The organism is Alkalihalobacterium chitinilyticum, assembly GCF_029028005.1.
Taxonomy (GTDB): Bacteria; Bacillota; Bacilli; order Bacillales; family Bacillaceae_F; genus Alkalihalobacterium; species Alkalihalobacterium chitinilyticum.
Map to the genome: position 1 here is coordinate 86,638 of NZ_JAOTPO010000003.1, position 13,196 is coordinate 99,833.

The 13,196-nt window shown below is 36.2% G+C and carries 11 protein-coding genes; 4 read left to right on the forward strand and 7 right to left on the reverse strand.

Annotation, left to right across the window (positions count from 1 at the left end):
- Window positions 1-5 precede the first annotated feature (5 nt).
- Together N7Z68_RS05365 and N7Z68_RS05370 are read left to right on the forward strand one after the other, a co-directional pair.
- Window positions 6-449, forward strand: coding sequence for an Hsp20/alpha crystallin family protein (locus N7Z68_RS05365; protein WP_275117442.1), 444 nt, complete (start codon window positions 6-8; stop codon window positions 447-449).
- 24 nt (window positions 450-473) lie between these two features.
- The gene (locus N7Z68_RS05370) at window positions 474-881 is read left to right on the forward strand and encodes a YppG family protein (RefSeq protein ID WP_275117443.1); all 408 of its coding nucleotides are present in this window, start codon (window positions 474-476) and stop codon (window positions 879-881) included.
- A gap of 92 nt (window positions 882-973) precedes the next feature.
- Here the strand turns inward: N7Z68_RS05370 and N7Z68_RS05375 are convergent, their stop codons facing one another.
- From N7Z68_RS05375 to N7Z68_RS05395, 5 genes are all read right to left on the reverse strand, one after another.
- Window positions 974-1,183 (reverse strand): hypothetical protein, encoded by a 210-nt coding sequence (locus tag N7Z68_RS05375; RefSeq protein ID WP_275117444.1) that lies wholly within the window; start codon window positions 1,181-1,183, stop codon window positions 974-976.
- Window positions 1,184-1,362: 179 nt separating this feature from the next.
- Window positions 1,363-5,166, reverse strand: a complete 3,804-nt coding sequence (locus tag N7Z68_RS05380; RefSeq protein ID WP_275117445.1) for a dynamin family protein — start codon at window positions 5,164-5,166, stop codon at window positions 1,363-1,365.
- 93 nt (window positions 5,167-5,259) lie between these two features.
- The gene (locus tag N7Z68_RS05385) at window positions 5,260-6,438 is read right to left on the reverse strand and encodes an MFS transporter (protein ID WP_275117446.1); all 1,179 of its coding nucleotides are present in this window, start codon (window positions 6,436-6,438) and stop codon (window positions 5,260-5,262) included.
- Window positions 6,439-6,638: 200 nt separating this feature from the next.
- Window positions 6,639-7,856: an EAL domain-containing protein gene (locus tag N7Z68_RS05390; protein ID WP_275117447.1), complete on the reverse strand. Its 1,218-nt coding sequence runs from the start codon at window positions 7,854-7,856 to the stop codon at window positions 6,639-6,641.
- A gap of 76 nt (window positions 7,857-7,932) precedes the next feature.
- Entirely contained in the window at window positions 7,933-8,775 is an 843-nt protein-coding gene (locus N7Z68_RS05395; protein ID WP_275117448.1) for an alpha/beta fold hydrolase, read from the reverse strand.
- A 93-nt stretch (window positions 8,776-8,868) separates the two neighbouring features.
- On the opposite strand from N7Z68_RS05395, the gene N7Z68_RS05400 reads away from it, so the two are divergent.
- Entirely contained in the window at window positions 8,869-9,069 is a 201-nt protein-coding gene (locus tag N7Z68_RS05400) for a hypothetical protein (protein ID WP_275117449.1), read from the forward strand.
- Window positions 9,070-9,223: 154 nt separating this feature from the next.
- On the opposite strand, the gene N7Z68_RS05405 is transcribed toward N7Z68_RS05400, so the two are convergent.
- Both N7Z68_RS05405 and N7Z68_RS05410 read right to left on the reverse strand, forming a co-directional pair.
- Window positions 9,224-10,660, reverse strand: coding sequence for an RNA-guided endonuclease InsQ/TnpB family protein (locus N7Z68_RS05405; RefSeq protein ID WP_275117450.1), 1,437 nt, complete (start codon window positions 10,658-10,660; stop codon window positions 9,224-9,226).
- A 312-nt stretch (window positions 10,661-10,972) separates the two neighbouring features.
- Window positions 10,973-12,070, reverse strand: coding sequence for a hypothetical protein (locus N7Z68_RS05410; RefSeq protein ID WP_275117451.1), 1,098 nt, complete (start codon window positions 12,068-12,070; stop codon window positions 10,973-10,975).
- Between the two features lie 187 nt (window positions 12,071-12,257).
- On the opposite strand from N7Z68_RS05410, the gene N7Z68_RS05415 reads away from it, so the two are divergent.
- On the forward strand, window positions 12,258-13,169 hold the full coding sequence (locus N7Z68_RS05415) for a methyl-accepting chemotaxis protein (RefSeq protein ID WP_275117452.1): 912 nt from the start codon (window positions 12,258-12,260) through the stop codon (window positions 13,167-13,169).
- The last annotated feature ends 27 nt before the right edge of the window (window positions 13,170-13,196 follow it).

Below are 13,196 nucleotides of genomic sequence, written 5' to 3' on the forward strand. Positions count from 1 at the left end.
TCTGTATGAGTGAGAAGAAAAAAGAACCACAATTACCTGATGTTATTAAGAAATCTTACAATGATTTTTTAAAGTCCATTGACTCATTTTTTTACGATGCTTTTCAAAACATTCACAACAATGGTATGTTTCACTCACAAATCCCAGTTCAAACCTATGAAACGGACTCAGCATTTATTATTGAAGCACAACTACCAGGTGTAAAAAAAGAACAAATTATCTTAGATGTCTATCAAAGTCATGTAAAGATTGGCGTCAAACAAGAAGAGTTCATGGAAGAAAAGAATGAAGTAGACAAATATGTTAAACAACAATTTTCTTCGCAAGTTAAAGAACGTGTCATCCCATTGCCATTTCCCGTGACACAAAAAGATGTAAAAGCTAAGTATCAAAATGGATTATTAACAATAAAAGTTCCGAATCGACGTCATGTCATCGATATTGAATAATGGTATGTAAGCGGAGGGGTTAAAATGAATTTTTATAATGACTCATCTTTTGGTTTTCAAGGTTTTCCTTACCATCAACAGCAACCTAACTATGTTTCTAATCAATATCAAAATTCTAATCCGTTCCATGGGGGACTCTACTCACCTGAAGTTTTTCCATATCCTAGCGCAAATTATAACTTACCTTTACAGCAAAACACGCAGCAACCAAATATACAGCAAAGCTTCCCAGTTAATCAAGGGCCCAATCATTTCGGTCCACAAAATCCGTACCGGCCACAGGGGCCTGCCTTCTTTAATGCGTTTACGGGACCAGATGGAAAATTTGATATTTCGAAAACATTCCAAACTGTTGACCAAGTCGTCAAAACGGTAAATCAAATTTCACCACTTGTAAAGTCGGTGAGCTCATTCTTTACTCCAAAAGCATAATTAGAACGAAGCTAACTCAGTACATTCTTCGACATTAGACAAACGGCGGAATGGACTAAAACTTTTAAGACTGAGTTAGCTTCAAGATTTTATTACGATGTTTTCTTTTTTATTCGTAAACCATAGGCTAAAGTTTGGGAAGAATTAATAAGGCGGAAGCCTTGGTTTTCATAATAATCGATTTTTAAATATTTCCCGACCTCTTCCAGCGCCTTTTGGTCAAGTAGGACGTGAACCTTGTCAAATGTAAATACTTCATCATCTACTGCTTGCTCATCCAGAGCAAGTTGAAACTCCAACATCGTACTTCATTCGTACGTATCAATCGCTAGTACGCGAAGATAGATATGCTCTAATTGGAATTCTAATTCTAAGCGCGCAATGGCTGCATCTGTAACAATTACCTTCATTTATCTATGTCCTCCTCACTATTTAGTTTTCCTTACTAGTTTACTCCTCATCTTGATTGCAAAATCGTACACTATGTAACGACATAAGTAGATAGGTCATTACGCTCTGCAGATAATTTATCAAGAACTTCGCCAATCAGAATAGACTGGTTATAATCCGCTAATACAGCCAGTCGTTCCTGCTTATAATGGTCCAGCTCTGAAATATGGTGTAACTTTAGTTGATTTAATTCAGTTAGAAACCATACTACGAAAACATCTTCAAAATGATTTCGATACTTTTTTAAGTAGCTATCTACGGGCAATCGTAACCGCTCTTCAATCTCATCCCTCAACTGCAAATTTCCTTTTTCAACAAAAAATGTTTTGCTGCTTTCATGAACTTTCATTTCTGCTTCAAGATCAGACACACGCAGCTGCGAAAAAGCTTCAATGTCCAGCTCTTTTATTGGGGTCACGTTGTATCGTAACAACGGTAGACCGTCTCCTTGAATAATTTTTTCCACCATATGATTTTCAATGTCGCTTAGACTTTTGCTAATAAACACCTCTAGACGAAAGCCCGTCGCACGTAATTCTTGGACTAAATCATGCGCTAAAAATTGAAGAACATTGTGCACCCCTAGATGTAATTGTTTCTGAAAATCAGCGTCTTCTTTAAACTGACTCGGATTAATCAGTTCTTTAAATTCATCGAAGTAACGATAAAAAACTCGCTGTTTGACATAATATATTAATTCATGTATCTCCTGTCGAACGAGCTGCTCTTCAATGTTGAAGCATGTCTCATCGATCTCTTGCTGTTTTTGAGAAACTACCTGACTAAGCTCTATCCGTTGCTGGCGTTTTGACGCTTCATCCTTATTTGCATCCTCATACCACTTTTGTAACGTATGACATAGCTGAGTGAGATCACCATTTGCCCTGCGGATCGCAACATTTGTTAAGTCATTTAACACGAACGAATAAAAGGAAGTTTCAAAACTCGTAATTCCTGAATATTCAAGAGCTTCTTCTCCTCGACCACCCAATAAAAGTTCGTTGAATACATCACTTTCTCCAGCAGTAAGCGTTCGGGCAGACTTTATTTTTGCTAGAAGAGCCAGCTGACTTGAAATTGGATAAATTTGCGGAAAGCGAATTCCACACTGCAATAAATTTTTTTCAACATGAGAAGTGACCAGTGTCATTTCTTCTTCGTCTTGTGCTAAATCAGCGGCATTTATAACAAAGTACATTTTATCTGTTTCGAAGCAATTTTTAACCCGACCTAGTTGAATGAGAAATTCTCGGTCACTCTTTGAAAACGCATGATTATAATACGTCAGAAAAACGATCGCATCTGCATGCTTGATAAAGTTAAAGGCAAGCTTTGTATGTCTAGTATGAATGGAATTTGCCCCTGGTGTATCAACAAGTGTAATGCCTTGTTTAGCAATAGGTGAATTGTAATAGACATCAATTCGTTCTATAAATGCTGCAAATCGCTCAGTAGCAACTAGCTTTTTATAGTCTTCATACGTTACCGCAAGTGTATTCCCTAGTTGGTCCTTCACTGACTCGTATCCCTCTACAATAAACGTTAAATATTGGAGTTGATTCGGATGAATCAGTTCAAAAAGGTCGACTTTCGTCTCTTTTTCCTCTTTTTCTCCTTTATTGTCTTGATCATGCTGTTTTGAATATTCAACAGCTTTTTGCCTCTCCTCTAATAAAAGTTTCAGTTCCCCTAAATTATTAATTGATTTAGCAGTTACTTGGAGAATTTCATTTACTTCCCCTAGAACAACTTCTTCCTGTTTGTAGTAAACATGAATCGTTCCGTGGGTACACTCCTTTGTCGGCGGCAAGATCCTATTGATTGTCGCTGTTGTTGGATGCGGTGATACAGGAAGGACGTTCTCACCAACTAATGCATTCGCAAATGATGATTTCCCCGAACTAAAGGCTCCAAAAAGAGCAATCGTAAATGTCCTGTCTTTTAAGCGATTACTCTGATCAAAAAAATTCTCAGATACTCTTCCCAAACTAGGTAATTTTGCAACAATCCTGCCTATATTGTCAATATGATGCGCCGCTTTTAATCTTCTCTCCTTCTCATTAACCAAATCAAAAAGACGAACAGTTCCTGTTTCACTACCTAATCGGCTTAAATTGATACATTTCTTCTGTTCTCTTGCCTCACACGTTTCTTTAAATTGGAACGACTGGGAAACTGTTTCTATTTTCTTGTCTGATTGATACCTGTTAAGCACTTCTAGCATACTCGTTAATCGCTGAACTTTTTCTTCAATAATTTCATAAATCTCATGAATGCCGGTATATGCTGCTACTTTTCTTTCTAACTCATCCCGCTTTCTAACCTGTGCTTTCGTTTGGCGGGTTAGTGTTTCACTTAACGTCTCCAGCGCGATTCCTAAAAGTTTGTTCGCTTTTTTTCGATAATGACTTTTAACTTCATCCATTAAAGTTTTTGAAAAGTTTAAAACATATTCATGAGAAAATAAGGCACCTCTTTTCTGTGATCGAGTAATCACATCTTCTTGCAGCTGGCCAGAAAAATCATGGACGGCCTGACTTAGCCTTTCTTCTCGTATCTCATACTTTTTTAATAGTTTAAAAAACATATCTTTAAGATGAATATCAATATAAGTTACTGCATTTTCTTTCAGTTCTTGATACAAAGCCTCTCGCCTGCGTCCTCTTTCTGCTTTCGTTTTTTTCGCAGAAAACAACCCTCTTACTTTGTAGCCGATTTGTTCTGCTTCAAGGAAATCCCTTGCTAAGTTCCGAGTATGGTATGGCATTAAATTTGCGTTATTTAATAACGTACTAAACTGAAGTAAAAAACTTTCCTCAAACTCCTCTAACACTGCTTTCGGTGGCTTTGTTTCCTTTTTTAGTTTCTCTAGTTGATCCTTTAAGTCAGACTCATCTGTCAATTGATGAGGGAATAACAGTTGTTCAAACTGTTGCAATTGTTTGTTGTACCACTTTTTTAACCATTGTTCATGTTCTGAAATAATTAAGGAAGCCTCTTTCCAGACACTAACTGACAATAATTGATTCCGATTATTAATAATGGATTCCAAGTATTTTTTCAGTTTGTCTAGTTCATTGTATACATAGAAGCGATCAATGGCTGATGTAAAAAAGACAGCGTCAAAGGAAATCCCCTCATTTTCAATAGACTGAATCGTATGTGCTTTAAAATCCTCAAAGCTCATTTCAGATTCTCGATGTTTATCAACTTGATTAACAACTAAAATGACCTTTTTAAATCTTCTATTCATTTCTTTTAGAAAAGCAAAATTAATTTCGGATTGTATATGGTTATAATCCATCATGTACACAACTGTGTCAGCAATGTGTAATGTCGACTCGGCTGCTACTCGGTGTGCATCATCAGTAGAGTCAATCCCAGGTGTATCTAGTATGTATATATCTTTAGGTAGGCCGTGTCGATCATTAAAAATAGTCAATTTCGTTACATTGTTTCCATCTCGGCAATATTCTTGCACGACATCATTTTCATACGTTCCTTCAAATACTTTAACCGAAGCATCTGTATATTCAACAATGACCTTTGGAGGCCCGCTCATCATTTTTACAACATTGGCACTTGTAGGAATTGGGCTGGATGGCAGTATGTGTTCCCCCAGTAATTCATTAATTAACGTTGACTTCCCCGCTGAGAAATGTCCACAGAAAGCAATTCCATACTCTTGTTTCCGGAGTTTCCTAGTTAGTTCATTTACTTTGGTATTTGTATGGCCCGCTTCTGTTAATGTCCTTGTCATTTTTTCTAAAACTTGTATCAGTTCGTCAGAGTCAATCATAACGTTATTACTATGCAGCGAAGTTGATATTTGCATGATACTCACTTCCATCACTAGAATCGTTCACTACAAAAATTTTAACTTATATCCCATAAAAAAGTCTAATAGAGGCTACTTTGTAAGCAGCCTCTATGTATTGGAATATTCAACTGTTTCGCCGAGACGATTTTCAGTTACGAATTTATAAATCATTAAACCGAAGAAACCAATGACCGATAAATAGCCTAAATAGCTATATAGTTGGGCAACACCCGCACTTTCGATAATTAAACCTCCGATAAATGCACCGATAATACCTGAGATCCCGAAAAACGTTGTTATAAATAAAACGTGACCCGTTGCTTGTAACTCTTCAGGCACTAACTTGGTCACAATTTGAAATGCTGCAATGTAAAAAATTCCGAAAGTGAGACCATGTAAAGCTTGTAAAATAAGCAAGGTTTCAGGCATTGTTGCAGCTCCCATAAGGAACCAACGGACACTGTATAAAACAGCGGAAATCATTAAAAACGTTAACGGGTTAAACTTTCTGAACCAAAAAGCTGCTGCAAAGAAAACGATCGCTTCTGAGACAACCCCGATAAACCATGCCCATCCGATTAATGACTCTTTTCCACCTAATTCAGTCACAAATATTCCAAGGTAATTATCATTTGTGCGGTGGGTAATCGAAATAAAAATAATAATCAACAAAAACGTGAAAAGGCGTGGATTCGCTCCTATTTTGACAGCATTTAAGATCGTTACAGGTTTATTCGTCGCTTTAACATCGTTGATTGATAACACAAATACAAACGTAATAATAGCCATTACTAAAATAGGAAACATGATGAACTGGATGCCGACGAATGTTAAATAATAACCGGCAAGTAAGGATGACGTTGCAAAACCTAACGAACCCCACATTCGAATTCGTCCGAAACTTACTTTATGTTGTAGAGCCGTTTTTTGAGAAAGGCTGTCGCCTAAAGCAGTTACAGGGGCTAAAAATAAAAATAATACAAACATCATAATCGTATAGCCAACGAGATTATTCATCTGAAATAGTCCGAGAGTCGCAATGAAAGTTCCGGCGACTACAATAATTAAAATTCGTTTAATCGTTTTAAATTTATCGCTCATAAAGCCCCAAAACGGTTGAGCAAAAATAGAAGCGAGCGGACCTACTGCTAAAAGAATACCAAGCTCTTTGGCAGTCATTCCTTGATACCTAAAGTAAACTGGCATATAACTCATTACGATAGTCATGATTGAATATGCAAAAAACAAATAAGCCATGAGCTTAAACACAGATCGATTGGGTACCATATTCCTCTACACTCCTTTCTTATATATGAAAATGTCTTACTTTAAAGTGACTTCCTAAAACGAACAGAGAAAACTCACCTTATAAAGGATAATGGTTTTTGCTCCAATTGACTATAGTTTTAAAAATAATTAATTTTTCACAAAAATAAAAAAAGCCCCCCTATCCTTTAACAGACATCGTTTGGGGGCATTTGTTAAGTTTACATTAATCCATCCTGTTCAAATAAGTAACTGTATGGAATATCAACGAATAAAAATAAATGATCATCAATCGGAAAAGAATACGTTCTAATCATTTCGTCCTTTTCAATATCCGTATAAAGATCAGATAATATTCCTCTTTTTTCATAATTCATCCGAACGATGTTTTCAAGAAAGTAAGGTCGCCAACTCCAGTTTTTAAAGCGGCTTCCTTCTTGTAAATTCCAATTGTTTTCTTCATCTTTAACAGCATTACCCGATTGCTGATAGCCATCATGGTCACAAATGTATACTCGAAACGAGATATTACTCAATTCCTTAGCGATTTGCATGACAACCGCATCATAACTATCGAGTGCCTTCACTTTCTTAATCGAGTGCCTTATCAACTGTGAGAGCTTCTCAGTCAATGTAATCTGCGCCTCAATCTTTTTTCGTTCGAAGTGAATAAAATGGTGGAATTCCTTTTTTAGTGAGCTTTTACAAAAATCTATTTCCTGAAAGGTTGGTTTCGGTCTTGATAGATAGTAGCCTTGATAATAGTGACCGCCATTTCTCCAGGCATAGTTTAACTGGTTAAAACTACCTATTCCTTCAAACATTAAAGTTGCCCCTATTTTTCTAGTAAGTAAGGATAGAGAATAGAGGACATCACGATAAAGTTGTGGAAAAGCATCGCCTTCTAAAAACTCTAAATCTACCTTGACGATATTCGGTCTCAGCAGCGCTATTTGGTCTAAGTTACTTCCCGTTTTCCCGACATCATCAATAGCGATTTGAATTCCCAAGCTTTGAATATAAGTTAATAGATGCTTTAACGACGAAATATTCCCTTTAAAATCCTGCTCGGCGAATTCTATTACGATACTTGATAGTGAGAGTCCTCTTGATTCGTAAGCTTTTAAATTATTTATTAGATGTTCTCCATTATTTTCTAAAATTTCATTCATATCTACATTGATAAACAGTTTTGCCTCTATGTCATGTTCTAATAGTTTTTCAATTGCAAGATGACATACATGTTCATCCACTTCCTGACGATACTCCTCGGGAATTGATTGATCTTTAAAAAACCAACCTAAGCTTTGGACACCGTCTTCGACTTGGATACGTGCTAATGCTTCATATCCAATGACCAACTGCGTATCTGCACTTACGATTGGTTGAAAATATGGAATAATTTTATCTTTATTCATTATGACATCTAATGCATCCAAATGATCACCTCCAAGTCTCAACAACAAGGACATCCATATTATAGCATACCAACTAAGGATTAGAACTTGGATGCAATTAATCTTTATCTATAAATTGGATAATTTGCTCCGCTACTTCATTCGGTCGTTCTTCAGGTACTAAATGACCTGTTTCTTCAAATATGACGATATTCGCATTGGGTAAGTCTACCTGCAGTCTTTTTCCGATATAAGGGGGGATCACTTGATCATGTTTTCCCCAAAGCAATAAAACCGGCTGTTGAATTTCCTTAAGTTGCTCCGCTGTTAAATCCCCTTCTCGATGACGCAGTACCCGGACCAACGAGTGAGAAAAACGATCGTCCTCAAACGCTTTTGCATATTCGCTAACATCATCTGGATGAACGGTTTCCTTGTTATAGACAACATAGGATAACGCATCTTTATAATCTCGTTTGACAAAAAAGCTCTTCACTAGTCTTGGAGCAAACGGAATGTATGAAGCGTAACGGTATTTTCTTTTTGCCCGCATTAAATAACCTGAGCTTGACAATAGGACAACTTTTTTAACTCGTTCAGGATTTAATTTTGCCATATATAAAGCAACTTGGCCACCCATTGAGTGACCTGCAGCTATTACTTGTTTAATGTTTAACTTGGTCAAAAGTGAAAAAATAACATTAGCATAATTATGAAAGGAATAGATAAAAGAATTCGATTTCTCGCTTTTGCCGAATCCCGGTAAATCAATAGCTACAACAGAATAATGTTTAGCTATATTCGGGATGAGGTGACGAAAACAATAAGTTGACGAAACAAAACCATGAATCAGTACGATAACTGGCTTTCCAACGTTTTGTTCTTTACAGTAATATTCATAATGCACTTTCACATTATCCACTAGTACGGTTTCGGTTTTTTCAAGATAGTGCTGTGTCATCAGGAACCACCTCTCCCAATGTGGTTTTTTTGTATAGGATTGCCTTTATTTTAACAAACTATAACTCATCTAACCGATAATAGGAGGGATAAAATGAAAAATAACAATAAGCGAATTACAGTTGAACCTCGTACAAAAGATTATGGATTAGAAGCAAAAATTGACTTGGAATACACGAAGGATTATGGTGACGGTTTTGCGATGGAAGATGTGAGCGATGATGATCATAATGACCTTCATGTCGATCCAGGCCCGTTAAAAGACCGCATAGGAGTTCAAAAAAGAAACTTATGAATACTCCCACCACTTATTTTCTACGAAATTTGAAGTGGGGGTTTCTGAGGTATCGACTTTGGAAATGACGATTAACCATCAGTGGAGTTGACACATTGGTGTGCTAAAAACACCCAACCCCGCTATCCCATTGGTCTTGCCTTTGGGATTACTTTTATTTGATTAGGAATGATGTCGGTTGCAGTAAGCATTTATAGTCTGAAAAAGGTTCTTTAAATGCATGTTTGAATACCTTGCTCATGATGTTGGCTGCTCCGTTTACATCTGCATTGATAAGAATTCCGTTCTTCGAACGGTAAAGACCACGACTAATACGCTTGCCAGAAAATGATTTTTTCGAATTGCTTTCACCATAAACTGGAATATCATCGTTATCTAGGAAACTCGCTTTTGAAGTATAAGACTCTTCAGTAACATGGACTTTGATTCCATGTCTCTCTGCCTTGTATTTAATCATCTGGATTAAAAGGCTGTGCGGAATGGTTGTGAATGCTTGGTTATTTTTTTTGCCCATATTGGAGCATTGCTTCCATTCTTTGTTGTGACCGATAATGATGGTATCAATATCATCTTCTAAAACGATTTTCTCAATATGATGACTGGCTTTATGAAACAAGTCTTTGATTTGGTTAAAACGCTTATGGTTAATTCTTTCTAAACGCTTGGAGGTAAACGAACCCTCTTTTTCATTTTTTCCATGACGAAGAATACCCGTGAAATGGGCTTTCAGTTGATTATACCGTTGATTGACAGATTTAATATTTTTGCCCTTCACTAATACAGTTTTACCTGTGTTTGTGACGATGGTTGCAAGATTATCATTTCCTAAGTCAATCGACATATAACGTTTCTTGGAAACTTTCATTTCTTGTTCAGAAGGAACACTAAAAATTAACTCAACAACATAATGTCCGTACCTTGGGTTCACACGAACTTGTTTGAGTTTACCTTCGGAGTAACCCAACTTTCCGATATTCAAACGGTCTTTTGTTTTGGGAAACTTCAAGTACTTATTATCTTTAATCACACAATCTTGATTGGAAAAAGAGACTTCTTTTTCTTTAGCACGACTATATCCTGGGATTTTGGGTCTTGCCTTGAACTTATTTGGATTGGATTTGTATTCTCGTAAACTACCATAAAACGATTTCCAGTTCTGGAATACTGTTTTCATTATTCCTTGACTTGATTGAGCAGGGAGAGAGCGATAGTCGTTTTGTGCTAAAACCTTAAACAAAGCATCCAAAAAGTTGTAATTTACGTAAGGTTTCTTTTTTGACGGCAACTCAAATAAATTACATTGGATGTCTTTTTGTGTATCTTTCTCTTTCTGCATTTCTTTTTTCATTTTTTTAAAACAAGAAATGGTCTGAACTTCGTTCATTTTATCTATGTTTTGATACACCATTTCTAAAACTTCTTTTTGGAGGGGGTGTAACTCTTTGCTTGAATAAAGACCCGTGTAAATTTGACGAATAAAAAAATTAGTCGTATTATGCATATTTTTTGCGTTTCGACACATCTCTTGAAAGTAAGAATGCATACGATGTCCCTTTTTTACCCAAATTTGCATCGTTTTGTAGTTTTCCATTTCGATATCACCTTCAAACATATGTTCCTATATTTATTTTACCAAAAAAAGTGAGAAATTCCTAGTGATGACACTCAAAACCGCCAATTCACCTCCCACCTAAAATTCTAACGAATTTTTGAGGAAGGAGTCCTCTTGGCTGAAATGATGGCGGAAAGAGCATCAGCGACCCTTATTACTACCTTAAAAAGGAGGGCTGACTCCATTTACTTCTGAATACCATTTCTATTTCCTGCTTGCGCAACTGCGACATGTGAGGAGTCAGCCCTTTTCACACTTTTGTACCTCACAACAACAATGATTTGTGGAGTACTATTCTTCTTTCAGTGGTTCAATAACCTTTTGAATTGTATCTTCTTGCAGTGAAATTAATTTATCCTTAATGGTGATCATATCATAGTATTCGTCAATTACATCTTGCGCTTCTTTCGCTTTCCTTAAATGTCCTGTACCATCCTTCATACAGCCTTTATAGTTTTTATCGCATTGATTAATGGCTGGCATATCGGTTTCTTCGATACTCGGATCAATACAAAATTCGAACATATCAATAACTTTATCCCGATCACTTTTTGGATCAATTACATGGGGTGCCGTTCCATCTAGAATAGCAATCTTTAAATCTTCAATAATGATCATATCGACACTTGAGGGGTCGAACCCGCAAAGGAAATACGTTACATCCATCCCGCGTTGAAGAGCTTCTGTCGCTATTTTACGCATTAATGTTGATTTACCGCTTCCAGAGCGTCCTTTTATAATATACCTCGTTTTTAAATCTGCTGTCAGCTCTTCAATAAAATGGACAGCCCCTTTTGGTGTTGCTGCACCGAAAAAGATTCGTTCTTTACTGCCCACTTTCTTTTTCCCTTTTCTCGATTGAAAGATCGCTCTTTTCAGTTTATCAGTTACTTCATTTGCTTTATTAAAGTCCATTGCAGACAAATAGATTTGCTCTTTCATTTCATGGTGTTCTTTAGCTTGCGAAAATCGTTCATATGCGAGTTGGATTTGGTAGTCACGCTCATGTTCTAACTGCTTGATTTGTCTAAGGAATTGTGCTGCCTTTTGCTCATCTAAGGATTTATTAAAGTTAATAAAAATTACTGTTTGCTCTGCAAAGTTTGTGTTGATGTTCTTTAACATATCGTAGGAAATAACAGCTAATTTCAAATCTTGAATTCTCAAACCTTCAACATAATCGTTGTTACTTGGGCTATGGAAAAAATCAACCGAATACTCGTTTTCCTTCAGTGCTTTACTAATTTTCTCAAGAGTCTCATGGCATTGTTTCATTGAGAGACCTTTTAATACAAACATACATTCAAATTGCTGAGCTAATTCAGGTAAAACAGAGAAATATCCTACTCTCGTATGACCGCTAACATAAAACCGCCGATCCATTTTCATAAATAACCCCACCTTAAGATTTTTTGAAAGGTGTTCATACCGTTTCAATCATGAGTACCAATATCCAATTTTTTCATTGTCTAATGAGTCGTTTTATTAGTAAAATATAGACATTAACCTATTGTAAACCTATGCAAAATAATTGAATTGGTTACAAAATCGCACAATATAAAAAGGTTGTCTACTAATGAATACATATCGTACATTTCTAAAATTATTATTAAGAAATTATATTATCGGATCTCTCGTCTCAGTCTTTGGTGTGGGAACAGTTTTAATGTTTACAACGATTTCACTAAACAGAGCTGATGTTCCCTATCTTCTATTTGTTGTCTTTGTTTCATTTCTAATTATGCTAGCTTGTGAATTTATTAGTTTTGAGCGACATATTCGTCCAATTCGTCTTGCTTTAACAAAAGCTTCTCCTTCTATAGAAGAACTTGAAAAAGCCTATATTCAAACACATAAATTTCCTAAACTCACAGGCATTCGAATTTTAGGGCCTCATTTGCTAGGACTCTCAATCCCAGCGATTGCAATTACACACTTTTTAATAGCAAAACAATACCTTGAAATTCCGTACGAATATATTTTCTATGGTGCAACTGCTGCAGTATTAATAGCAAGTATACATGCGATGCTTGAATACTTCCAAACGTCCTCATCCATTATTCCTGTTCTAGAAGAGCTTAGAAATAAAGGTAAGAGACTACATTATTATGAGTTGTCACTTGAAGGACAAGTCCTTGTTTCCATTCGGACGAAATTTCAGCTAAGTGCTCTTCTCATTGGTGCTCTTCCTCTAATGTTGTTTAGCTTGGCTACTTTTGTTCGCTTTTCAGAACACTCAGATTTTTTCATTGCACAATACTGGCTTTGGGCAGCAATTATATTGACCTTAGGAATTGCCTTATCGTTATACGGAGCATGGCTATTGTTTTCTACAGTGATGAGCCCTATCCAACATTTGCGTACTAACATGAAGAAAGTAGAGTCTGGGAATTTTACGATTAAAGCAAGCGATATCTACTCAGATGAGTTTTCTAATTTGATTAATGGATTTAACCATATGGTAAGAGGAACACCATTATTCCATTAACAAAGAAGAATATATAAAAAACACAAT

What these genes read in the sequence shown, in the direction of transcription:
- N7Z68_RS05365 (WP_275117442.1), top strand. Translation starts at nt 6, where the DNA reads ATGAGTGAGAAGAAAAAAGAACCACAATTACCTGATGTTATTAAGAAA.
- N7Z68_RS05370 (WP_275117443.1), top strand. Translation starts at nt 474, where the DNA reads ATGAATTTTTATAATGACTCATCTTTTGGTTTTCAAGGTTTTCCTTAC.
- N7Z68_RS05375 (WP_275117444.1), bottom strand. Translation starts at nt 1,183, where the DNA reads ATGTTGGAGTTTCAACTTGCTCTGGATGAGCAAGCAGTAGATGATGAA.
- N7Z68_RS05380 (WP_275117445.1), bottom strand. Translation starts at nt 5,166, where the DNA reads ATGCAAATATCAACTTCGCTGCATAGTAATAACGTTATGATTGACTCT.
- N7Z68_RS05385 (WP_275117446.1), bottom strand. Translation starts at nt 6,438, where the DNA reads ATGGTACCCAATCGATCTGTGTTTAAGCTCATGGCTTATTTGTTTTTT.
- N7Z68_RS05395 (WP_275117448.1), bottom strand. Translation starts at nt 8,775, where the DNA reads ATGACACAGCACTATCTTGAAAAAACCGAAACCGTACTAGTGGATAAT.
- N7Z68_RS05400 (WP_275117449.1), top strand. Translation starts at nt 8,869, where the DNA reads ATGAAAAATAACAATAAGCGAATTACAGTTGAACCTCGTACAAAAGAT.
- N7Z68_RS05405 (WP_275117450.1), bottom strand. Translation starts at nt 10,660, where the DNA reads ATGGAAAACTACAAAACGATGCAAATTTGGGTAAAAAAGGGACATCGT.
- N7Z68_RS05410 (WP_275117451.1), bottom strand. Translation starts at nt 12,070, where the DNA reads ATGAAAATGGATCGGCGGTTTTATGTTAGCGGTCATACGAGAGTAGGA.
- N7Z68_RS05415 (WP_275117452.1), top strand. Translation starts at nt 12,258, where the DNA reads ATGAATACATATCGTACATTTCTAAAATTATTATTAAGAAATTATATT.